The 21,982-nt window shown below is 72.5% G+C and carries 16 protein-coding genes and 2 pseudogenes; 11 read left to right on the plus strand and 7 right to left on the minus strand.

The window, feature by feature from the left end; genetic code table 11:
- Positions 1 to 141: 141 nt before the first annotated feature.
- From ABD207_RS07110 to ABD207_RS07125, 4 genes are all read right to left on the minus strand, one after another.
- Positions 142 to 1,131: a malate dehydrogenase gene (locus tag ABD207_RS07110; RefSeq protein ID WP_344010926.1), complete on the minus strand. Its 990-nt coding sequence runs from the start codon at positions 1,129 to 1,131 to the stop codon at positions 142 to 144.
- A 460-nt stretch (positions 1,132 to 1,591) separates the two neighbouring features.
- On the minus strand, positions 1,592 to 2,683 hold the full coding sequence (locus tag ABD207_RS07115) for a helix-turn-helix domain-containing protein (RefSeq protein ID WP_344010928.1): 1,092 nt from the start codon (positions 2,681 to 2,683) through the stop codon (positions 1,592 to 1,594).
- 592 nt (positions 2,684 to 3,275) lie between these two features.
- Positions 3,276 to 3,911: a DUF3017 domain-containing protein gene (locus ABD207_RS07120; protein ID WP_344010929.1), complete on the minus strand. Its 636-nt coding sequence runs from the start codon at positions 3,909 to 3,911 to the stop codon at positions 3,276 to 3,278.
- 106 nt (positions 3,912 to 4,017) lie between these two features.
- Entirely contained in the window at positions 4,018 to 4,872 is an 855-nt protein-coding gene (locus ABD207_RS07125) for a bifunctional methylenetetrahydrofolate dehydrogenase/methenyltetrahydrofolate cyclohydrolase (protein ID WP_344010931.1), read from the minus strand.
- A gap of 291 nt (positions 4,873 to 5,163) precedes the next feature.
- Between ABD207_RS07125 and ABD207_RS07130 the strand changes: the two genes are divergently transcribed.
- The 9 genes from ABD207_RS07130 (at position 5,164) to ABD207_RS07170 (ending at position 18,070) form a co-directional block, all read left to right on the plus strand.
- Entirely contained in the window at positions 5,164 to 5,730 is a 567-nt protein-coding gene (locus ABD207_RS07130) for a hypothetical protein (RefSeq protein WP_344010933.1), read from the plus strand.
- A 334-nt stretch (positions 5,731 to 6,064) separates the two neighbouring features.
- Entirely contained in the window at positions 6,065 to 7,891 is a 1,827-nt protein-coding gene (locus ABD207_RS07135) for a hypothetical protein (RefSeq protein ID WP_344010935.1), read from the plus strand.
- Positions 7,881 to 8,246, plus strand: a complete 366-nt coding sequence (locus tag ABD207_RS07140) for a hypothetical protein (RefSeq protein WP_344010936.1) — start codon at positions 7,881 to 7,883, stop codon at positions 8,244 to 8,246. Before ABD207_RS07135 ends, ABD207_RS07140 begins: the two co-directional genes overlap by 11 nt.
- Before the next feature lie 837 nt (positions 8,247 to 9,083).
- On the plus strand, positions 9,084 to 9,878 hold the full coding sequence (locus ABD207_RS07145) for a hypothetical protein (protein WP_344010938.1): 795 nt from the start codon (positions 9,084 to 9,086) through the stop codon (positions 9,876 to 9,878).
- 325 nt (positions 9,879 to 10,203) lie between these two features.
- Positions 10,204 to 11,724: an aldehyde dehydrogenase family protein gene (locus ABD207_RS07150; RefSeq protein WP_344010940.1), complete on the plus strand. Its 1,521-nt coding sequence runs from the start codon at positions 10,204 to 10,206 to the stop codon at positions 11,722 to 11,724.
- A gap of 641 nt (positions 11,725 to 12,365) precedes the next feature.
- Positions 12,366 to 13,895, plus strand: coding sequence for a GMC family oxidoreductase (locus ABD207_RS07155; RefSeq protein ID WP_344010941.1), 1,530 nt, complete (start codon positions 12,366 to 12,368; stop codon positions 13,893 to 13,895).
- Positions 13,895 to 15,067: a quaternary amine ABC transporter ATP-binding protein gene (locus ABD207_RS07160; protein WP_344010942.1), complete on the plus strand. Its 1,173-nt coding sequence runs from the start codon at positions 13,895 to 13,897 to the stop codon at positions 15,065 to 15,067. The genes ABD207_RS07155 and ABD207_RS07160 overlap by 1 nt, the downstream gene beginning before the upstream one ends.
- Positions 15,067 to 17,016, plus strand: a complete 1,950-nt coding sequence (locus ABD207_RS07165) for an ABC transporter permease (RefSeq protein WP_344010943.1) — start codon at positions 15,067 to 15,069, stop codon at positions 17,014 to 17,016. Before ABD207_RS07160 ends, ABD207_RS07165 begins: the two co-directional genes overlap by 1 nt.
- A gap of 1 nt (position 17,017) precedes the next feature.
- A complete protein-coding gene (locus ABD207_RS07170) occupies positions 17,018 to 18,070 on the plus strand; it encodes an ABC transporter substrate-binding protein (RefSeq protein WP_425580637.1) in 1,053 nt (350 codons plus the stop codon).
- Between the two features lie 23 nt (positions 18,071 to 18,093).
- Here the strand turns inward: ABD207_RS07170 and ABD207_RS07175 are convergent, their stop codons facing one another.
- Together ABD207_RS07175 and ABD207_RS07180 are read right to left on the minus strand one after the other, a co-directional pair.
- Positions 18,094 to 18,858, minus strand: coding sequence for an isocitrate lyase/PEP mutase family protein (locus ABD207_RS07175; protein WP_344010944.1), 765 nt, complete (start codon positions 18,856 to 18,858; stop codon positions 18,094 to 18,096).
- A 20-nt stretch (positions 18,859 to 18,878) separates the two neighbouring features.
- Positions 18,879 to 19,019, minus strand: a pseudogene (locus ABD207_RS07180) (carboxymuconolactone decarboxylase family protein); the annotation flags it as partial.
- Positions 19,020 to 19,080: 61 nt separating this feature from the next.
- Here ABD207_RS07180 and pdxR point away from each other — a divergent pair.
- Positions 19,081 to 20,466 (plus strand): MocR-like pyridoxine biosynthesis transcription factor PdxR, encoded by a 1,386-nt coding sequence (gene pdxR / locus ABD207_RS07185; protein WP_344010945.1) that lies wholly within the window; start codon positions 19,081 to 19,083, stop codon positions 20,464 to 20,466.
- 162 nt (positions 20,467 to 20,628) lie between these two features.
- Here pdxR and ABD207_RS07190 read toward each other — a convergent pair.
- Positions 20,629 to 21,492, minus strand: a pseudogene (locus ABD207_RS07190) (DMT family transporter).
- A 144-nt stretch (positions 21,493 to 21,636) separates the two neighbouring features.
- Between ABD207_RS07190 and ABD207_RS07195 the strand changes: the two are divergent.
- Positions 21,637 to 21,982 (plus strand): hypothetical protein (locus ABD207_RS07195; protein WP_344010947.1); only part of this gene is annotated, 346 nt, incomplete at its 3' end.

The raw sequence follows: 21,982 nt of genomic DNA on the forward strand, positions 1-21,982 counted from the left end.
CCGCACGGCAACGCGACGGGCCGCACGGCAACGCGACGGGCCCCGCACCGGTCAAGCCGGTACGGGGCCCGTTCCGAAAGCGCGTCGGATCTGGCAGCGGATCAGATACGGACCTGAACCTGATCCCCTATCAAATCCGGATCAGATGAGGCCCAGGCTGCGGACCGCCTCGCGCTCCTCCTCGAGCTCCTTGACGGAGGCGTCGATGCGGGCCCGCGAGAAGTCGTTGATCTCCAGGCCCTGGACGATCTCGTACTTGCCGTCCTTGCAGGTGACCGGGAAGGACGAGATCAGGCCCTCCGGGACGCCGTAGGAGCCGTCCGACGGGATGCCCATGGACACCCAGTCGCCCTCGGGCGTGCCGTTGACCCAGGAGTAGATGTGGTCGAGCGCGGCGTTGGCGGCGGAGGCGGCCGAGGACGCGCCCCGGGCCTCGATGATCGCGGCGCCGCGCTTGGCGACGGTCGGGATGAACTCCTCGGCCAGCCACTTCTCGTCGTTGACGACCTCGGCGGCGTTCTTGCCGGCGACCGTGGCGTGGAAGATGTCCGGGTACTGGGTGGCGGAGTGGTTGCCCCAGATCGTCAGCTTCTTGATCTCGGAGACCGGGACGCCGGTCTTCTTCGACAGCTGGGTCAGGGCGCGGTTGTGGTCGAGGCGGGTCATCGCGGTGAACCGCTCGGCCGGTACGTCCGGCGCGGCGGCCTGGGCGATCAGCGCGTTGGTGTTGGCCGGGTTGCCGACCACCAGGACGCGGACGTCGTCCGCGGCGTGGTCGTTGATGGCCTTGCCCTGCGGCTTGAAGATGCCGCCGTTGGCCTCGAGGAGGTCGCCGCGCTCCATGCCCTTGGTGCGCGGGCGGGCGCCGACCAGCAGGGCCACGTTGGCACCGTCGAAGGCGACGTTCGGGTCGTCGGTGATGTCGATGCCCTGGAGCAGCGGGAACGCGCAGTCGTCCAGCTCCATGGCCGTGCCCTCGGCCGCCTTCAGCGCCGGGGTGATCTCCAGCAGACGGAGCTTGACCGGCACGTCCGCGCCGAGCAGCTGGCCGGAGGCGATGCGGAAGAGCAGGGCGTAACCGATCTGGCCGGCCGCGCCGGTGACGGTGACGTTCACGGGAGTGCGGGTCATGGCGTTCTCCGTATGACAGCTGGCGGTGGGGCGTCCCTGCCCCGCTACGTTTGATCGATCTCTTGGTATCAAGAGATCCATCCAGCGGTCAGGCTATCGCGCATCCGGGACGGCGGATGTCGGGGCTCCCTGTGGCCCGCCCCACAGAGTGACGCGGTGCTACCCGGCCGGGCGCACGAAGGGGCGGCCGCCCGTCCGGGAGAGGGGGACCAGCGGCCGCCGTCGGGGACCGACCGTGCCGGACTCCCGTGGGGGGTACTGTTCGCGTGCCCGCCCTGCGGCGGGCCATGCCTGTCCTCACCGATCCTGTAAGGATCCGACCCGGCGGATTCCCACGGCAGCACGTCGGCGTACGGCCGCGGGACCCGGACCGGGACCGGCACCCGGGCACGGGAACAGGGCGGGTGCGGCCGTTACCGGCGCCGCGGGCCCGCCTGATCGCCGCCCGTCCGGGCAGCCCTCACTGCCCGTCCGTGCAGCCCTTCTCACCGGAGGCAAGCACCGCGCAGGCCTTGGCCTCGGCCTCGTCCTTCACCGCCACCATCGCCGTGTACGTCACCGTGTCACCGGCCTCGGTGATGGTGTCGCTCTGCTTCGCCTTGCCCGCGGTGATCTCGACCTTGTCGCCGGTCGTGGCCTGGGTGATGCGGCCCCAGGCGGCGCCGCAGGTCTCGCTGTAGCGGACCTCGACGGTGGTGGTGCCGACGGTCGCGGTCTGCGCGGTGGTCACCAGGTCGCCGCTGCAGCCCATGGCCTCGGCGTCCTTGCCGGTGCAGCTGTCGCCGCTGCACTTGACGCCGGCGGGCAGGTTGGCCTCGGTGGTGACGGTGGGCGACGGGGTCGGGTCGCCGCCCGTGTTCTTCTGGTCGCCGGTCTCGGTCACGTAGAACGCGGCGGCGATCACCACCAGCACGCCCACGGCACCGGCGAGGAAGGTCCCGGTGCGCCGCTTGCCCTGGCCACGGCCGGAGCGGCTCTGCCCGCCCGAGCGGGGCGGCACGGCGGGCCCGCGGCCGTCGGGCCGCTGCGGGCCGCCGGCCGGGGCGGAGGTGCCCGGGTAACCGCCGGAGACACCCCAGGAGTTGCCCCCGGAGCCGCCGACGTCCGTGGCGCCGGGCTGCGCCGGGACGCTCGGCGCCTCGCCGGCCGGTCCGGCGACGCCCGCGCGGGACCCGGAGCTCTTGCGCGGCTTGCCCCCGCTCGGCGGCGGGGCCAGCTCGCTGAGCGCGGCACGCGCCTGCGAGATCCGGATCGCCTCCATGGTCATGTCGTGGCGCATCTCCGAGCGGCTCCAGGCGCGCTCGGCGAGCTCCCACATGGTCGTCAGATGCACCGGGTTCGTGCCGGTGACCTCGGCCAGGGCCACGATCGCGCCCTTCGGCGCGAGCAGCCGTCCGTTGAGATACCGCTCCCAGGACGTCTTGCTGTAGCCCGTGCGGTCCGACACGGACGCGATGCTCAGGCCACTGCGGTCCACGACCCGCCTGAGCTGGCTCGTGAACTCTCTGATCTGCGGATCGAGCTCATCCGGCAAGGCCTTCCAACGAGGCATTGCTTCCCCCCTCTTCCCCCCGGTTCGTGCTGTTTCGTTCCTCGCGCATGGTGCCCTTGGCCGAGTCCTCGTTCTGGTTACCCACAGGGATGCCGCCAGTAAGGATCTCAGTTCCCGGGGTGGGGGCGCACGGGAGCGTCAGGGCTACGGGCGTGCGCCTTCGCGCGCCCTCTCGCGTGGACACCAGTGTCCCACCGCTCTCCCCCTCCACCGAACCCAACCCGGCGCATCTGCGCGGGACGTCACGGACCATCCCGAATGTCCACGCTAGCTCCGCCGTCGGGCGGCTTCGGGGCAAATTCGCGAACTTGTCAATACATCGACACACGGCAACCACATGTACGAACACGTAAGAACACGGTCGTCCCACTCATCCCGCGTGACGAAGATCTTGGGTCTGTCCGCGGATTCCGGGGGACGTACCGGAACGGTCACTTCCGTGCCACAGCAGCCGGACAGCCGTTGAACAGGCACTTCGCCGCGCGGGAGGGTTGTTTCCGGCGGCGGCCCGTCCTTTCACGGGGGTGAGGACGGGCCGCCGCCTTCGTCGTCGGATGCCGCTCCCGTCAGTGACTGACCGCCAGGTGCCGGGTCAGTTGCTGACCGTGAAGTGCAGCATGTCCTTCAGGAACGGCAGCTCCAGCCACGGATCCGGCTGCATCATCAGCGCGAGCAGCACGATCGCCGTCCCCAGGACGCCGTACGTCAGGATGTCCGTGAAGCGGGAGCGCACGGCGAGCATGCCCACGTCCGGCACCAGCCAGCGCAGCACCGCACCGGCCACCAGGGCGGCACCGACCAGCAGCGTGCCCCAGCGGAACGCGTCCAGCGCGGTCAGCAGCAGACCGAGCCCCACCGTGAGCAGCACCGCCAGGATCGGCCACTGCCGGGCGGGCGCCGGTGCGTCACCCGGCGCCGCCCGGCCGCCGCCCTCGGGGCGTGCGGTGTCCCGGGTGAACAGCGGGAAGCGGCGCGTGGTGCGCCGCGGCGTGCCCTCGGCGCCGGGCGCGCTGACGGGGTCGCGGACGGTGATGCCGTCCTCCTCCGGGCGCGTCTCGCCCTCGGCCGTCTTCCCGCCGGTCCCGGTGCGGGGCTCGTCCCGGGACTGCTTTCCGTCGGCTTCGGGGCGGGGCGCCTCCTGGGACTGCTTTCCGTCGGCCTCGCGGCCCCGGTCGCCCTCGGCACGAGGCTCGCCTTCGGAGCGGGCCTCGCCCTCGGGCTGCGTCACGCCGCCCTCGGTACGTGTCTCGTCCGCGCGCCGCCTCGCGCCGCCCTCGGAGCGGGGCGCGTTCGCGGTCCGCGTGGGGGTCTCCCCGGTGCGCGGGGTGTCCTGGTCAGCCGGCACTGCGCTCCGCCGCCTCGACCACGTTGACGAGCAGCTGGGCCCGGGTCATCGGGCCGACACCGCCCGGGTTGGGGGAGATCCAGCCGGCCACCTCGGCCACGTCGGGGTGGACGTCGCCCACGATCTTGCCGTCGGCGCTGCGGGAGACACCGACGTCCAGCACGGCCGCACCGGGCTTGACGTCCTCGGGCCGGATGAGGTGGGCGCTGCCCGCCGCGGCGATGATGATGTCCGCGCGCCGGAGGTGGGCGGACAGGTCGCGGGTGCCGGTGTGGCACTGGGTCACGGTGGCGTTCTCGCTGCGCCGGGTCAGCAGCAGCGGCATCGGGCGGCCGATGGTCACCCCGCGGCCGACGACCACGACCTCGGCGCCCTTGATCTCGACGCCGTAGCGGCGCAGCAGGGTCAGCACGCCGTTCGGGGTGCAGGGCAGGGGTGCGGGCTCGTTGAGCACCAGCCGGCCCAGGTTCATGGGGTGCAGCCCGTCGGCGTCCTTGTCCGGGTCCATCAGTTCGAGGATCCGGTTCTCGTCGATGCCCTTCGGCAGCGGCAGCTGGACGATGTAACCGGTGCAGGCGGGGTCCTCGTTGAGCTCCCGCACAACCGCCTCGATCTCCTCCTGCGTGGCCGTGGCGGGCAGCTCACGCTGGATGGAGGCGATGCCGACCTGGGCGCAGTCGCGGTGCTTGCCGGCGACGTACTTCTGGCTGCCGGGGTCGTCCCCGACGAGGATCGTGCCGAGGCCGGGCGTGATGCCCTTCTCCTTCAGCGCCGCCACGCGGGCGGTCAGATCGGACTTGATCGCGGCTGCGGTGGCCTTGCCATCGAGAATCTGGGCGGTCATGGCCCCATCCTCCCGGATGACCGGGGCCTGGTTCCAATCAGCCCGCGTCAGGAGGGGCCGTGATGTCCACGACTGCGGCGGCGATCACGTTCCTCCCGTATCCGTCCAAGATCAGTGATGTTGCACTTGCACAACACATGCGGAATGTGACTGGACAAGTAAGAGACCGGTCAAGAACGATGATTCGCGCAGTGTCGCGGGCAGCACGGGGGGACGTACCGCATCTGTAGCTTCCTCCGAGCCATGGCTCGCGCCGTCCCCGCACGTGAGCGCAACGGAGGAACATCCGCCATGAGTTTCGGCGACCCGAACAACCCCTACGGGCAGCCGCCGCAGCAGCCCGGCCAGCCCGCACAGCCCGGTCAGCCCGGTTACGGCTACCCCGCCGCTCCGCCGGTGCAGCAGCCCTACGGCGGCGGTTACGCCCCCACGCAGATGCCGGGCATCACGCGCGCCGCGCGGATCATGCTCGCGATCGTGGCCGCGGCCCATCTCCTCATCGCGGTGCTGTACGGCTACCAGCTGTCCAAGTGGGACGAGACGATGGCCGAGGCCGGCATATCGAGCGACTCCGACCTCCAGCAGTTCGCCGACGTCGGCAAGGGCGTCGTGGTGTTCCTCACGGGCCTGGCGGCGGTGTTCGCGGTGCTCGGCCTGGTGCTGCTGCTGCAGTACGGCAAGGGCGGCAACGGCGTCCGCGTCTGCTCGATCGTCTACGGCTCGTTCGCCATCGTCACCGGCATCTTCACCCTCGCCGCCTTCGGCCTCGGCCTCATCATCATGGTGGTGGCGATCCTGCTGATCGTCTTCGCCTCGAAGCGCGCCAGCGCCGAGTGGTTCAGGCGGCCGCGCTACTGAGCTGCCGCCCACCGAAGCACAGTTCTGAAGGGGCCCCGTTGCCGCACATGGCGGCCGGGGCCCCTTCAGTCGTTTTCATTTGTTTTCACTCACTTTCACTCACTTTCATTCGTTTTCATTGGTTCTCATTCGTTTTCAGTCGTTGCGACTCCTGGGACTCGGGCAAGGGTCGGCGGACGGTGGCCGGGGTGACACGATCCATGGCCAAAGATTGACGCACCTCACATAGGTGAGGCCTTGACATTGTGGATCCCGGTACTCTCGCGGCTCCTCTATGCTGATGCCCCTTCAGACCGTCCGTCGCCTACGACACTCGCGCATCGGGGGACCCGGAGTGAGCACCGGATTCGTGCCGCAGCAACCGCACCACGCCGACAACCAGCACTCTGCTGACCTCCCGCAGCCTCCCGACCTTCCGCCCGACCCGCCGCACGCCAGCGAGGCGACCCGGCTGCTGTGCGCGGGGACGTACCTGAACCCCGCCTACCGCGACCGGGTGATCGACGAGCTGTATGTGAACCAGCAGCGGTTCGTGGCGCCCTCGCTCGGCTTCGACGCCGCCCGCGTCCTGGCGCACGCACTGCGCGCCCGGCACCTCGAACTGCTGTGGGCCGCCGCGATCCTCGGGTTATGGGTGGTCGGCCTGCCGCTGAGCGGCTGGCTGCTGTTCGGTCTGCTCTGGCCCAGCCTGCTCATCGCCCTCGCTCCCTGGATCCGCGACCGCGCCCCCGGCCCGCTGGTGCTCCGGATGATCGGCGCGTTCCTCGTCCGCTGGTGCGGCCGCCTGATGTTCGCCTTCGGGTTGTTCCTCGTCGGGAACGTGGCTGCCGGTGCCGACCTCCAAGACAACTCCGGCAACTCCGGCGACTCCGGCGACTCCGGCCCGGCGTACGACCCGTACGCCCCGTACAACCCCTATGGTCCCGGGGAGTCCGACGACTCCGTGCCCACGGCGTCCGACGCGGGGGACGCCCTGGCCTCGTTCTCCGGCCTGGGCGGCGACGAGGTGGAGGCGTGGCACGGCTGGCTCGCCCTCGCCGTCTTCGCGCTCATCGCGCTCTGCGAGGCGGCACGGCGCGGGCAGTTCGCCCGGGTGCTCTCCGCGGAGCTCTCCCCGCAGCGGTTCCCGGACGTGGCGAACGACCCCGCGGAGCACGGGGAAGGCGCGCGCTTCCGGCGGCTGAAGAACCTCATCCGGCGGGAGCAGCACGCCCCGCTGATCATGTACGACGAGGCCGGTCCGTTCCGCGGGGCGGGAGAGCCTTACGACACCTGGGTGCTCACGGTCGAACTCCGGCCGGACGCGGCGAAGAAGCAGCAGCCGATCAACAACCGGGCGATCCTCGAGCGGATCCGGCCCATGCTCGAACAGCTGCGCATCCCCGCCCCCCACGCGGGCACGGCCGTACGCGACCGGCTGCGGCGGCTGGAGATCGCCGAGTGCGTCTTCCTGCCGGTCGAGGGACTGACCTCGCGCGACCAGGCGCCCTACGACCCCGACAGCTTCGAGCAGCACTGGCAGCGGTCGGTGGAGGAGGGCGGCGAGAAGCGGCGCCACTTCCTGCGGGTGCGGGTCGGCGGCTGGGAGGAGGAGCTGGTCGTCACCGTCTACGTCCGCATCCACACCCAGGGCCGGATGCTGGTGCTGGAGATCGCCCCGCACGTACTGACACCGGTGAACCCCGAGTTCAAGAACGCGGACCGCATGGCGCACCGGTTCCGCACCAGCAGCGGTTTCGGCAAGGCGGTCGCCGCACTGGTGCTGGTGCCCGGGTCGGCCGGGCGGGCGCTGGTCACCCTCGCCCGGGGCGCGGGTCACGCATGGCAGCTGCTGATGGGCAATCAGGCCCGGGCACTGCCGGAGGGGCCGGCCCTCTCCGTGCGGGAGGTGGCCGCGGTCGAGACGGGGTCCACCTTCCAGGAGATGGACGTGGCCCGGTATCTGCGCGGTGTGCAGGACCGCATCGGGCGAGGGGTGCGGCTCGCCCTGGCCGAGGCCGGGTACGAGACCGGCGAGTTCGTCCAGAAGATCGTCAACGTCAGCAACGGCGCCGTGCACATCGACCGGGTCGAGTCGTCCACCTTCGCCATCGGCGAGCACGCCAGCGCCACCAGCGGCGGCCCCGGGCCGCAGAAGGGAACCGCGAGTCATGGCAAGTGAGGAGCCGACCGTCCGGATCGGGGATGTCTCGGGCAGCACCTTCGCCATCGGCAGCCACGCCCGCGCGGTCAGCCACCAGCAGGGCGGCGGGGCCGCACCGCGCGACGAGGCCGCCGAGGAGCTGCTGCGGGCCGTGCGTGAGCTGCGGGCGGATCTGGCCGGCGGCCGGGTACGGCAGACCGATCGGACCGCGGAACTCGACGCGGCGCTCGCCGAGACGGAGGATGAGATCAACCGCACGGGTGCGGCCGGCCCGAGCCGGCTGCAGAGACTCCGGGACCTCCTCGCGGACGCCCAGGCCCTCACCGCGCTGCTCGCCTCCGCGGGAACCGTGGCGGGGCTGCTCGGCATGTGAGGTGGGGGAAGACCACCGTGAGGTGAGTGAGGCAAGGGGGGACAGATGGGCACGGGCACCGGACCGCTGTACTGGAACGAGGAGAACCAGCGCTGGGAGGACGCCGGGGACGAGCCGGCCGGGACCGGCGGGGGGAGCGGTGCGGAGGGCTCGACGCCGGGCGCCGAGGAGGAGGCCCGAGGGGAAGGTGACACGGGAGGCGGCGAGGGCCGCCCTTCCGGCGCCGGGGCCGCCGGTCCGGTCCAGTGGCCGCCTGCCGCGGGCGCGTCGGCGCCCGCGGGCGCGGAGCGTGCGGGCGACGGCGGCGGCACGGCTGACGCCGGTGGTGGTGGCGCGGCTGATTCCGGTGCTGGTGGCGCCTCGGCGGATTCCGGTGGCGGGGATGCTGCCGGCGCTGGTCAGGCGGACGCCGCTGGTGCTGCCTTGTCGGATGCCGTCGGCGCTGCTCGGGCGGGTGCCGGTGGTGGCGCCTCGGCGGGTGCTGGCGGCGGGGATGCTGCCGGCGCCGACCGCGTGGATGCCGGGGGTAGCACCCCGGCGGATGCCCCCGGCGGGGTGGGATTCTCGAAGGCCGGTGATCAGCAGTCCCCGGCGGGCGCTCCCGGCTCCGCCCCGTCCGCCCACCCCTACCCCGCAGCGGCCGGACTCCCCAACCCGGCACCGGCCGGGCTCCCCAGCCCCGAACCGGCCGCGCACCCCGGCCCCGCCCCAACCGGGCTCCCCGACCCCGCGCACTACGCGCCCACCCTCACTGGGATCCAGAGACCGGGTGCCGGTGTCGCTCCGGCGCCGCCTCCGCCCCCGGCTGCGACTCCGCCGCCGTGGCAGGTTCCCGGGGTGTCCTTCGGGCCCGGTCACGTACTGGGCGTACCCGAGCCGGTGCGGTCCGGGCGGAACAGCGGGCGGATCTGGGGTGTCGTGGGCGGCGCCGCCGCGGTCGGGGTGATCGTGGGGCTGGCCGTCACGCTGGTCGTCAAGAACGGCGACGGAGCCGGGTACGGCGCCGACGGCGGCAACGCCTCCGTCGCCGCGACCGCTTCCCAGACACCCGGCACGTCCGGCGAGAACCCGGAGCAGGGTTCCGGAGGGCAGCAGACGACACCCGCCGATTCGCCCTCCGCATCGTCCTCCGCCCTGGACAGCGGCGACGCGGACCTGCCCGCCGGTTACGAGTCGTACGCCGACCCCGAGGGCTTCACCATCGCCCGCCCCACGGGCTGGACCCGCGCCACGGTGCCCTCGAAGCACGGCTTCGACGTGGTGAACTACCGCAGCCCGGGCGGCGACCGCCGCATCCAGGTCTTCGAGGTGCTGGAGCCGTCCGGGCGGGCCTCGCACGAGGAGTTCCTCTCGGACAGGGTGGCCAAGGCACCCGGGTTCACCGAGCTGTCCCTGGAGAACCTGGACGACGGCGACTTCGCCGGCTCCCGGCTGGAGTACCTGGCCGACTCGTTCAAGGGCGAGCCCGATGTCGGCACCTGGCACGTCGTCGACCAGCGCTTCGAGGCCGCCGACGGGAAGGTGTACGCCGTCGCCGTCTACGGTGCCGACGCCGACGGCCGGGAGGACGAGCGGGAGCTGCTGCGGACGGCGCTGAGCGTGTTCTGCCCGCCGTACACCACCTGCGGCTGAGCCAGGCCTGTCGTTCGGATCAGCCTGCGGACGCGGGGTCTGGTGCCGACAAGGCGCCGGCGATTCCCGCAGGCTCATCCCAACGCGATTCCCGCAGGCTCATCCCAACGAACGGCCCTGGGCCACGGGCCGCGGCACGCTTCGTCACCGCCCGCTTACAGCGCGGGCGTTTGAGTGGGCAATGTCCGAATCTTCCGTGACGCTGCGCACGTTCGGCGTCAATTGCGCATGCATTCCGGGCCGGGGGGCAGAAGCACCCGGTCCCGTAGGTGAACACCTGTGTGCTCCACGGGCGCTGAACAGGAACGGAAGGCAGTAACCGATCATGGCGGACAGTACCCAACCCCAGGCGCGCGACACCATCCACGCGGGGGGCGAGTGGCGAGCGGCCGTCTCGGGGGCCACCCGCGAGATCCTCGACCCCGCGGACGCGCAGCCGTTCGCCGTGGTCGCGGAGGGTGACGAGAAGGACACCGATGTGGCGGTGGCCGCCGCGCGGCGGGCCTTCGACGAGGGGCCGTGGCCGCACACGCCCGTCGCCGAGCGGGCCGCGCTGCTGCGCCGCGTCGCCGATCTCCTCGTGCGGGACCGGGAGGAGCTGGGCCTGCTGGAGAGCCGGGACGCCGGCAAGACCGTCGAAGAGGGGCGCATCGACATCGACTGTGTCGCCGACGCCTTCCGCTACTTCGCCGACCTGATCGCGGCGGAGGCGCCCGGCCGGGTCGTCGACGCGGGGTCGAGCGACATCCACAGCGTCGTCGTGCACGAGCCGGTCGGCGTCTGCGCGATGATCACGCCCTGGAACTACCCGCTGCTCCAGGCCAGTTGGAAGATCGCTCCGGCGCTGGCCGCGGGCAACACCTTCGTCATCAAGCCCAGTGAGATCACCCCGCTGACGACCGTCGCGCTCATCCACCTGCTGATCGAGGCCGGACTGCCGGCCGGGGTCGCCAACATCGTCACCGGGCCGGGTCACACCGTCGGCGCGCGGCTCGCCGAGCACCCCGACGTCGACCTGGTCTCCTTCACCGGCGGGCTGGTCAGCGGCGTCAAGGTCGCTCAGGCGGCCGCGCCGACCGTGAAGAAGGTCGCTCTCGAACTGGGCGGCAAGAACCCCAACGTCGTCTTCGCCGACGCCTGCGCCACCGAGGAGGGCTTCGACACCGCCGTCGACCAGGCCCTCAACGCCGCGTTCATCCACAGCGGCCAGGTGTGCTCGGCGGGCTCGCGGCTGATCGTCGAGGAGTCCGTGCGCGAGCGCTTCGTCACCGAACTCGCCCGGCGGGCCGGGAAGATCAGGCTCGGCCGCGGCACCGAGGAGGGCGTCGAGTGCGGGCCGCTGGTCTCCGAACAGCAGCGCGCCAAGGTGGAGGAGTACGTGGCCTCCGCGCTGTCCGAGGGCGCGGTGCTGCGCACCGGTGGCAAGCGCCCCGAGCCGTCCGCCGAACGCCCGGCGAGCGGGTACTTCTACGAGCCGACCGTGCTGGACCGCTGCCACCGTGAGATGCGCGTGGTGCGGGAGGAGGTCTTCGGACCGGTCCTCACCGTCGAGACCTTCCGCACCGAGGACGAGGCGGTCGCCCTCGCCAACGACACCGAGTACGGCCTGGCCGGCGCGGTGTGGACCAGCGACCCGGGCCGCGCCCGGCGCGTGGCCGGGCGGCTGCGGCACGGCACGGTGTGGATCAACGACTTCCACCCCTACCTCCCGCAGGCGGAGTGGGGCGGCTTCGGCAAGAGCGGCTTGGGCCGCGAGCTGGGCCCGGCCGGGCTCGCCGAGTACCGCGAGACCAAGCATGTGTACCAGAACCTGGCTCCCAAGCCGGTGCGCTGGTTCGCGGGCTGAGCGGCGAGGGCCGGGGCACGGAGCGCCGGGGAAGTGCCGGGCGTGCGGTCGGCGCGGAGCGCCGGGGGAGTGCCTGGCGTGCCTCGCCGGCGGTGCGCGGCCCGGGACCGCGAGCCCGGTGCCCCTCAGCCCGGTGCCCTCGAGTCCGGTGCCCTCGAGTCCGGTGCCCTTGAGTCCGGTGCCCTTCAGCCCGGTGACCTCGAGTCCGGTGAGTACGAGCGCCGTGAGCTCGAGTCCCGTGAGCTCGAGTCCGGTGAGTTCGCGGCGAGCGCCGGCGATCCCGGGCCGGCGCCGCCCGGGTCGCGGGCCGCGCGAGGAGGCGGTCGCGCGCCGGAACGGTCCGCGGCGATGCGCGTCTGCTGCGGCGGACGCCGTGCCGCTGTCCCGTGTCGCGGACCGGTGGTCATGGTGAGCGCCGCGCCGCGGATGCCGCTGCGTCGCGGCCCCGTCCCCGCAGGCCGTTCGTCCGGTGAACACCCGGCCATGGGCTGGCTGTTGAAGGATCCCTAGCGCCGTATCGCCGGCGGCGGCACGCGGCGCCCCTGCCGCGGCCTGCGTATCTGCACGACCAGCCCCGACCAGCCAACCCAGTCAACCCAGGTATCCATCCGGATTTCCAAGTCCCCGAAGGAGAACCGTTCATGCCCGAGCACACGCGGGAGTTCGACTACGTCGTCGTCGGCGGCGGCACCGCAGGTTCGGTGATCGCCTCCCGGCTCACCGAGAACCCGGACGTCACGGTCGCCGTCATCGAGGGCGGACCCAGTGACGTCGGCCGGGACGACGTGCTGACGCTGCGCCGGTGGATGGGCCTGCTCGGTGGCGAGCTGGACTACGACTACCCGACCACCGAGCAGCCGCGCGGCAACTCGCACATCCGGCACAGCCGCGCCCGCGTCCTCGGCGGCTGTTCCTCGCACAACACGCTCATCGCGTTCAAGCCGCTGCCGTCCGACTGGGACGAGTGGGAGCAGGCCGGGGCGCAGGGCTGGGGCGCGGTGCAGATGGAGGCGTACTACGCCCGTCTGAAGAACAACATCGTCCCGGTCGACGAGAAGGACCGGAACGCCATCGCCCGTGACTTCGTGGACGCCGCGCAGGCCGCGCTCGGCGTGCCGCGCATCGAGGGCTTCAACGAGAAGCCGTTCAACGAGGGCGTCGGCTTCTTCGACCTGGCCTACCACCCGGAGAACAACAAGCGTTCCTCGGCCTCGGTGGCGTATCTGCACCCGGTCATGGACGAGCGGGCCAACCTCACGATCATGCTGGAGACCTGGGCGTACAAGCTCCGGCTGAACGGCACCCGCGCCGAGGGCGTCCATGTGCGCACCAAGGAGGGCGAGGAGATCCTCGTGCGCGCCCGCAACGAGGTCGTGGTGTGCGCCGGTGCCGTCGACTCGCCCCGGCTGCTGCTGCACTCGGGCATCGGGCCGCGGGGGGACCTGGAGGCGCTCGGCATCCCCGTGGTGCACGACCTGCCCGGCGTCGGTGAGAACCTGCTCGACCACCCCGAGTCGGTGATCGTCTGGGAGACGCACGGACCCATTCCGGAGAACTCCGCGATGGACTCCGACGCCGGTCTGTTCGTGCGCCGCGACCCCGGGCACGCGGGGCCGGACCTGATGTTCCACTTCTACCAGATCCCGTTCACCGACAATCCGGAGCGACTGGGCTACCAGCGGCCCGAGTTCGGCGTCTCCATGACCCCGAACATCCCCAAGCCGAAGAGCCGCGGCCGGCTCTACCTGACCAGCGCCGACCCCGAGGTCAAGCCCGCGCTGGACTTCCGGTACTTCACCGACGAGGACGACTACGACGGCCGTACGCTGGTCGACGGCATCCGCATCGCCCGTGAGATCGCGAAGACCGAGCCGCTGGCCGGCTGGCTGAAGCGCGAGGTGGCGCCCGGCCCGCACATCACCGGTGACGAGGAGCTCAGCGAGTACGCCCGCAAGGTCGCCCACACCGTCTACCACCCGGCGGGCACCTGCAAGATGGGCGCAGCCACCGACGAACTCGCCGTCGTCGACCCCGAGCTGCGCATCCGCGGACTGGAGGGCATCCGCATCGCCGACGCCTCCGTCTTCCCGACCATGACCGCCGTGAACCCGATGATCGGCGTGCTCATGGTCGGAGAACGCGCCGCCGATCTGATCGGGGGTGATGCCTGATGGGTACCGCCGCACCGACCGCGAGCAACGGTCCGAAGAACACCAAGAACGCGGGCGACACCGGAAACGCGGAGGCCACCGTGCCCGTGTTCTCCGTCGAGGGACTGTGGAAGGTCTTCGGGCCGAAGGCCGACCGGATACCCGGCGACCCCGAGCTGACCGCGCTCGGCCAGGCCGAGCTGCGCGCCCGCACCGGCTGCACGGCCGCCGTCCGGGACGTCTCCTTCGACGTCCGCAAGGGCGAGGTCTTCGTCGTCATGGGCCTGTCCGGCTCCGGCAAGTCCACCCTGGTCCGCTGTCTGACCCGGCTCATCGAGCCGACCGCCGGCACCATCGCCATCGACGGCGAGGACGTCCGCGCCATGGACAGGGGCCGGTTGCGCGAACTGCGCCGGCACCGCGCCGCCATGGTCTTCCAGCACTTCGGGCTGCTGCCGCACCGCACCGTCCTGGACAACGTGGCCTACGGCCTGGAGATCCAGGGCGTCGGCAGGACCGAGCGGCGCGCCAGAGCCGCCGAGGTCGTGGCCAAGGTCGGCCTGGAGGGCATGGAGCAGCGCAGACCCGCCCAGCTGTCCGGTGGTCAGCGCCAGCGCGTCGGCCTGGCCCGCGCCCTGGCCGTCGACCCCGAGGTCCTGCTGTTCGACGAGCCGTTCAGCGCGCTCGACCCGCTGATCCGGCGGGACATGCAGGAGGAGGTGGTCCGGCTGCACCGCGAGGAGGGCCGCACCATGGTCTTCATCACCCATGACCTCCAGGAGGCCCTGAAGCTGGGCGACCGCATCGCCCTGATGCGGGACGGCCGGGTCGTGCAGCTCGGCACGCCCGAGGAGATCGTGGCCTCGCCCGCCGACGACTACGTCCGGGAGTTCGTCCGCGACGTCCCGCGCGAGCAGGTCATCACGGCCCGCAGGGCCATGCGCCCCGCCGACTCGGCGGAGGAGGCGGGGAACGGCCCGGCGGTCCGCCCGGACGCCACCGTCGCCGAGGCCATCGAGGCGGTGGCCCGTGCGGGCGGACCGGCCCGGGTGATGGACCAGGGCCGCTGCCTGGGCGTGGTCGACGCGCCCGCGCTGCTGGCCGTGGTGGCGGGCAAGGCGGCCGCACCCGCCGCGGTCGCGGCGGACGACGCATCCGCCGGGTCCGGTGCTGCGAGCGAGGAGCCGGTGTGATGGCGACGATCACCGCGACCGCACAGAAGAGCTCCCCGCCGGGCATCCTGGCCAACGCCGCCGTGCGCAAGCTGCTCGCGCTCGCGGTCCTCGCCGCCGTCCTGGTGCCGCTGGCGGTGACCCGCTTCTCCAGCGGTGCCTGGCCGGAGGCGCTCACCGTCGACGTCTCCGGGCCGCTCGCCGACGCCAGCGACTGGATCATCGACAACCGGGACTCCCACCCCCTCTTCCTCTACTTCCTCGGCCACGTCAGCAACGTCGTCGTCATCGCCGTACGCGCCGTCTACCTCGCCCTCCTCGCCGTCGGCTGGGCGGGGGTGACGGCCGTGGCCGCACTGGTCGCCTGGCGGGTCGCCGGCATCCGGCTGGCGCTGGGCACCGCGGTGGCGTTCCTCGTCTGCGGCCTGCTCGGCATGTGGGTGCCGACGATGCAGACGCTCGCGCTGATGGCCGTGGCGGTGGCGGTGTCCGTCCTCGTGGGTGCGCTGCTGGGCCTGGCCGCGGGGCTGTCCGACCGGATGGACCGGCTGCTGCGCCCGGTCCTGGACACCATGCAGGTGCTGCCGGCCTTCGCCTATCTGCTCCCCGTGGTGCTGGTCTTCGGCATCGGCGTCCCGGCGGCCGTGCTGGCCACCGTCATCTACGCCGCGCCGCCGATGGCCCGGCTGACCTCGCTCGGGCTGCGCGGCGCCGACAGGGAGGTGCTGGAGGCGGTCGAGTCGCTCGGCTCCACCGCACGCCAGCGCCTGCTGACCGCCCGCATTCCGCTCGCCCGCAAGGAACTCCTGCTCGGGCTCAACCAGACGATCATGATGGCGCTGTCCATGGCCGTGATCGCCTCCGTCATCGGCGCCGGCGGCCTCGGCGACCGCGTCTACCAGGCGCTCGCCTCGGTCGACGTGGGTGCCGCGCTCGCGGCCGGGGTGCCGATCGTGCTGCTCGCCGTGGTGCTGGACCGGGTGACCGGCGCGGCCGGCGCCCGCATCGGGCAGGAGCCCGCCCGCAACTCCCGCACCCTGTGGCTGGCGGCGCTGGCCGCCGCGGCCGTGGTCGCCGTCGCCGGGCGGCTCGCGGGCCGGCTGGAGTGGCCCGTCAACTGGGTCGTCGGCATCGCCGATCCGGTCAACCGGGCGGTCGACTGGATGACCGCCCACCTGTACACGGGCGTGCCCGTGGTCGGCGGCACCGCCGACTGGGCTGGCCGCTTCACCACCTGGGTGCTGGATCCGCTGCGCGACGGGCTGCAGTGGCTGCCGTGGTGGTCGGTGCTGCTCGCCGTCGCGGCGCTGGCCTGGCTCATCGGCACCTGGCGCACCGCGCTGACCACCGTGCTCGCCATGGCCGCCATCGGTGTGCTCGGCGTGTGGGACCAGTCCCTCGACACGCTCTCCCAGGTCCTCGCCGCCGTTGCCGTCACCCTGGTCATCGGCTTCGCGACCGGTATCGCCGCGGCCCGCAGCGACCGCGTCGAGCGGATGCTGCGCCCGGTCCTGGACGTGTTCCAGACGATGCCGCAGTTCGTGTATCTGATCCCGGTCGTCGCCCTCTTCGGGGTCGGGCGCGCCCCGGCGGTGGCCGCCGCCATCGTCTACGCGCTGCCCGCCGTGGTGCGCATCACCGCCCAGGGGCTGCGCGGGGTCGACCCGGCCGCCCTGGAGTCGGCCCGCTCGCTCGGCGCGACCAGCGGCCAGCAACTGCGCCAGGTCCAGCTGCCGCTGGCCCGCCCGGCGCTGCTGCTCGCCGTGAACCAGGGCGTGGTGCTGGTCCTCGCCGTCGTCATCATCGGCGGCCTGGTCGGCGGCGGAGCGCTCGGCTACGACGTCGTCTTCGGGCTCGCCCAGGGCGACCTGGCGACCGGCCTGGTGGCCGGGGCCGCGATCGTCTGCCTGGGCCTGATGCTCGACCGGGTGACCCAGCCCACCGAACGCCGCGCCAAGAAGGGAGCGTGACATGCGATTTCGTATGTCCCGGATATCCCGGGCGTCCCGGATGTCCCGGGCCGGTACGGGCCCGCTCCGGACGCGCAAGCCCCGGACCCGCACGGGCAGGACGCGTCCGAACTCCGTGGCGGCCGGTGCGTCCGCGCTGCTGCTGACGCTGACCGGCTGCGGCGCCGCCGACATGACCAAGCAGGCGTCGCCGTTCGCCAACGCCCAGGGCGCCAGGACGGTCACCCTGTCCGTGCAGTCCTGGGTCGGCGCGCAGGCCAATGTCGCCGTCGCCCAGTACCTGCTGGAGCACGAACTCGGCTACCGCGTCGACACCGTGCAGGTCGACGAGGTGCCCGCCTGGGACGCGCTCAGCCAGGGCCGGGTCGACGCCATCCTGGAGGACTGGGGCCACCCCGACCAGGAGCAGCGCTACGTCGAGGACAAGAAGACCATCGCCCGCGGCGGCGACCTCGGCGTCACCGGGCACATCGGCTGGTTCGTCCCCACGTACTTCGCCGAGCAGCACCCGGACGTCACCGACTGGAAGAACCTCAACAAGTACGCCGGCAAGTTCCGCACCCCGGAGAGCGGCGGCAAGGGCCAGCTGCTTGACGGCTCACCGTCCTACGTCACCAACGACAAGGCGCTGGTGAAGAACCTGAAGCTGGACTACAAGGTGGTCTTCGCCGGCTCCGAGGCGGCGCAGATCACCCAGATCAAGCAGTTCGCCAAGCAGAAGAAGCCCTTCCTGACCTACTGGTACACCCCCCAGTGGCTCACCGAGCAGGTGCCCATGACGGAGGTGAAGCTGCCGCCCTACAAGGAGGGCTGCGACGCCGACCCGGCCAAGGTCGCCTGCGCCTACCCGCACACCCCGCTGCAGAAGTACCTCAACGCGGACTTCGCGAAGAAGGGCGGGAAGGCGGCGGACTTCCTGAAGAAGTTCAAGTGGACGACCGAGGACCAGAACGAGGTCGCCCTGATGATCGCCGACCAGAAGCTGACCCCGCGTCAGGCGGCGAAGAAGTGGGTGGACAGCCACGAGTCCACCTGGCGCACGTGGCTGCCCTGACCCCGGGGACCCAGCCCGTCAGGTCATCCCTTGCCGGGGTTCAGCTGCCCCTTCAGCTGCCCGGCGATGCCGCGCAGGGCCTCGGCGGCACGCCGCTGCAGGCCCGGCCCGAAAGTGATGCGGGTGGCCCCGAGTTCACCGAGTTCGGTGGGCGAGGGGCCCTCGCCCACCAGGGCGTGCACATTCAGCGGCCCCTGGATGCCGGACCGCAGCAGCGGCAGTACGCAGGCGGGGGCGCCGATCGGATACACGCAGCCGGCGCCCGCCGCCACATACAACGCGGCCCGCTCGATGGCCCGTTCGGCCAGCTGCTCGGCGGGCGCCCCGGGGTCGCCGGCGTCGCGCAGGAAGGTGTCGATGCGGGCGTTGACGAACAGCGCCTCACCCGCCGCGGCACACACCTCGGCCAGCCAGTCGGCGTGCGCCCGCGGGTCCTTGAGCACCCCGTGCTCGGAGTCCTCCAGGTTGCAGCCCGCCACGCCCGCCTCCAGCAGCCGCTCCACCAGCTCCTTCGGGGCCAGCCCGTATCCGCCCTCCACATCCGCCGACACGGGTACGTCCACCGCTCGCGCGATCCGGGCCACCGCGGCGAACATCTCCTCCGCCGGGGTCTGGCCGTCCTCGTAGCCGAGCGAGGCGGCCACGCCCGCGCTGGGCGTGGCGAGCGCCGGGAACCCGGCCTCGGCGAACACCCGGGCGGCGGCCGCGTCCCAGGGGCCGGGCAGCACCAGCGGGTCGCCGGGCGCGCGGTGGTGATGCAGCGCGCGGAAGGTACGGGCCCTGCTCATGACGTCGTTCTCCCCGGCGCTCACCACTGGGTGCTCCCGGGCGGGATCCGGCGGCTGACCATCAGCCGGTTCCAGCTGTTGATCACGGTGATCAGGGCGACCAGATGGGCCAGTTGGGTGCTGTCGAAGTGCTGGGCGGCGCGCTCGTAGACCTCGTCCGGGTGGTCGTCGTCATGGCCTCGACCCTAGGAGCCAAGCAGCCCAGGAGTATGGTCCATTTCCATGGCAGAACCTTGGGCCACTTTCGGTATCGACCTGCATCTCAAGCCCACCGGCCCCGGTCTGCGCCGGGGCCTGACCGACGCGCTGCGCGAGGCCATCCGCACCGGCCGGCTCGCCCCCGGCACCCGGCTGCCCTCCTCCCGCGCCCTCGCCGCCGATCTGGGCATCGCCCGCAACACGGTCGCCGACGCCTACGCCGACCTGGTCGCCGAGGGCCGGCTCACCGCACGGCAGGGCTCGGGCACCCGGGTCGCCGAGCACCCGGTGCCGCAGCGGCCCGCCCGCCCGGCCGCACCCCGGCGCACCCCCGGCCGGCTGCCGTACGACCTCCTGCCGGGCAGCCCCGACCTCGCCTCCTTCCCGCGCACCGAATGGCTCAAGGCCACCCGCCGCGCCCTGACCGCCGCCCCCAACGAGGCCCTCGGCTACGGCGATCCACGCGGCAGGCCCGAGCTGCGCGCCGCCCTCGCGGAGTATCTGGCCCGCGTCCGGGGCGTACGCGCCGCCCCCGAACGCCTGGTCGTCTGCTCCGGATTCGCCGAAGGCCTGCGGCTGATCGCGGAGGTGCTGCACGCCCGCGGCGGCCGCACCCTCGCCGTGGAGCCCTACGGCCTGGACGTCCACTGGGACCTGGTGGAACGCACCGGCCTGCGCACCACCCCCCTCCCCTACGACGACCTGGGCACCCGCACCGACACCCTCACGGACGAGGACGCCGTTCTGCTCAACCCCGCCCACCAGTTCCCGCTCGGCGGCGCCCTGCGACCGGAGCGCCGGGCCGCGGTGATCGACTGGGCGAACCGCACCGGCGGCTTCGTCCTGGAGGACGACTACGACGGGGAGTTCCGCTACGACCGCCAGCCGGTCGGCGCGCTCCAGGACCTCCACCCCGACCGCGTGATCTACCTGGGCACCGCCAGCAAGGCCCTGGCACCCGGCCTGCGCCTGGGCTGGATGATGGTCCCGCCCGCCCTTCTGCCGGGCGTCCTCGACCACGGCGGCGGCCGCTCGGTGAGCCTGGTGGAGCAGCTCACCCTGGCGGAGTTCCTCACCTCCGGTGCCTACGACCGGCACGTCCGCTCCGCCCGCCTGCGCTACCGGCGCCGCCGCGACGCCCTGGTGGCGGCGCTGGCCGCCCGTGCCCCCGACGTCCGGGTCACCGGCATCGCGGCCGGCCTGCACGCCGTGCTGCGGCTGCCGCCCGGCACCGAGCAGTCGGTGGTGCAGGCGGCCACCTGGCAGGGCCTGACCGTCCACGGCCTCAGCCGCTACCGGCACCCCGCCGCCGAGGTCACCACCCCGGACGCCCTGGTCGTCGGCTACGCCACCCCGCCCGACCACGCCTGGTCGGCCACCCTGGAGGCCCTCTGCAGGGCTCTGCCCTGACATCTGCACGGCGTTGCCCTGACGCCGGGCCGGGACGCCCCGCGGTGCCCGGCCCGCACCGGCCGGCCGGCCGTGGTGCCGACAAGGCCCTGCCCTGAAGTCCGCAAGGACCTGCCCTGAAGTCCTCAAGGCCCTGCCTCGACGTCTGTCGCTGACGCCTGGTCAATCCGCGCTGTGTGCGGGCTCCGCGGCCTCTCGCGCCTCCCGCGCCTCCGGTGCCTCGCCGAAGCGGCTCAGGGCGAGGGCGCCCGCCACCGCCACCGCGAAGCCGAGGAAGGCCAGCCAGGTCAGGCCGGGGCGGGTGCGGTCGCCGAGCCAGACGACACCGGCGAGGGCGGGACCGATCGTCTCGCCCAGGACCAGGCCCGCCGTGGCCGCCGGTGACCGAGCCGCGCTGCAGGGCCGAGGTGAGCAGGAGGAACGCGGCGCCGCCGCCGAGCAGCAGGGCGTAGAGCGCCGGATCGGTGAGCAGGTCCGCGGGGGAGGAGAACTCATCGACCAGGCGGACCGACACCTCCACCACGCCGAAGCCGAAACCGGCGCCCAGACCGAGGGTGATCGCCCGGACCCGCTCCGGCAGCCGGCCGCCCACCGCGCCCAGCAGCAGCACCGCACCCGCCGTGCCGAGCATCAGCCAGTCCAGCCAGCCCGCCCCGGCTGCCTGCCCTCCGCCCCCGACGCAAGCCCCAGCATCGCCAGACCGGCGCACACCACCGCCACCGCCGTCCACTCCACCCGGCTCAGCCGGATGCCCAGCAGCCATGCCGCGACCACCGCCGTCACCGCGAGGCTCGCCGCCAGCGCCGCGCCCACCGCGTAGATCGGGACCAGCTCCAGCGCGACGATCTGCAGCCCGAAGCCCAGACCGTCCAGCGCCAGCCCGAGCAGATAGCGCCAGTGCCGCAGCGCCCGCAGCAGCAGCACCACATCGCTGCTCGGGTGGGTGGCAGCCGCCGTGCGTGCGGCGATGGCCTGGAGCACCGTCGCCGTGCCGTAGCAGACCGCCGAACCAAGCGCGCACACCATGCCAAAGATCACATATGGACAGTAGATCGAGGCGCAGGTGAGGGGGCCTCTCGCCACCCCGTCGGGCCCATCTCTAGGCTGTCCGGGGCGAGTCGGCGTACGGACAGCCGGCCGCCACCGGCAGTACACGGGGGAGTGAAGAACATGGCAGACACACCGAGGCGGCTGCGCTCCAGCACGGTGGTGCTGGGCAGCATGGGTGTCCTCGCGGCGGCCCTGTCCGCCTGCGGCTCGGACCCGGACCGCCGCTGCGTGGACCGCGACAGCTACGACTTCATCAACGGCTACAAGATCGTCGCCGACAAGAACTGCACGCCCTCCGGCTCGTCCTCCCACGGCAAGAACCGCAAGACCGGCGGCAAGCGCATGGACGCCGACTGGTACTACGACGCCGACGTCAGCAACGGCTACGCCGACAACGGCACCTTCAGCCGCAGCGAGGCCGTGGACCGCGGCGGCTTCGGCTGCTCCGGCTCCGGCAGCGGGGGGG

This window comes from Streptomyces thermospinosisporus (assembly GCF_039526425.1).
Lineage (GTDB): Bacteria > Actinomycetota > Actinomycetes > Streptomycetales > Streptomycetaceae > Streptomyces > Streptomyces thermocarboxydovorans.

Coding starts and splice junctions, on each gene's coding strand:
- ABD207_RS07110 (WP_344010926.1), bottom strand. CDS start 1,131: ATGACCCGCACTCCCGTGAACGTCACCGTCACCGGCGCGGCCGGCCAG.
- ABD207_RS07115 (WP_344010928.1), bottom strand. CDS start 2,683: ATGCCTCGTTGGAAGGCCTTGCCGGATGAGCTCGATCCGCAGATCAGA.
- ABD207_RS07125 (WP_344010931.1), bottom strand. CDS start 4,872: ATGACCGCCCAGATTCTCGATGGCAAGGCCACCGCAGCCGCGATCAAG.
- ABD207_RS07130 (WP_344010933.1), top strand. CDS start 5,164: ATGAGTTTCGGCGACCCGAACAACCCCTACGGGCAGCCGCCGCAGCAG.
- ABD207_RS07140 (WP_344010936.1), top strand. CDS start 7,881: ATGGCAAGTGAGGAGCCGACCGTCCGGATCGGGGATGTCTCGGGCAGC.
- ABD207_RS07150 (WP_344010940.1), top strand. CDS start 10,204: ATGGCGGACAGTACCCAACCCCAGGCGCGCGACACCATCCACGCGGGG.
- ABD207_RS07155 (WP_344010941.1), top strand. CDS start 12,366: ATGCCCGAGCACACGCGGGAGTTCGACTACGTCGTCGTCGGCGGCGGC.
- ABD207_RS07160 (WP_344010942.1), top strand. CDS start 13,895: ATGGGTACCGCCGCACCGACCGCGAGCAACGGTCCGAAGAACACCAAG.
- ABD207_RS07165 (WP_344010943.1), top strand. CDS start 15,067: ATGGCGACGATCACCGCGACCGCACAGAAGAGCTCCCCGCCGGGCATC.
- ABD207_RS07170 (WP_425580637.1), top strand. CDS start 17,018: ATGCGATTTCGTATGTCCCGGATATCCCGGGCGTCCCGGATGTCCCGG.
- ABD207_RS07175 (WP_344010944.1), bottom strand. CDS start 18,858: ATGAGCAGGGCCCGTACCTTCCGCGCGCTGCATCACCACCGCGCGCCC.
- pdxR (WP_344010945.1), top strand. CDS start 19,081: ATGGCAGAACCTTGGGCCACTTTCGGTATCGACCTGCATCTCAAGCCC.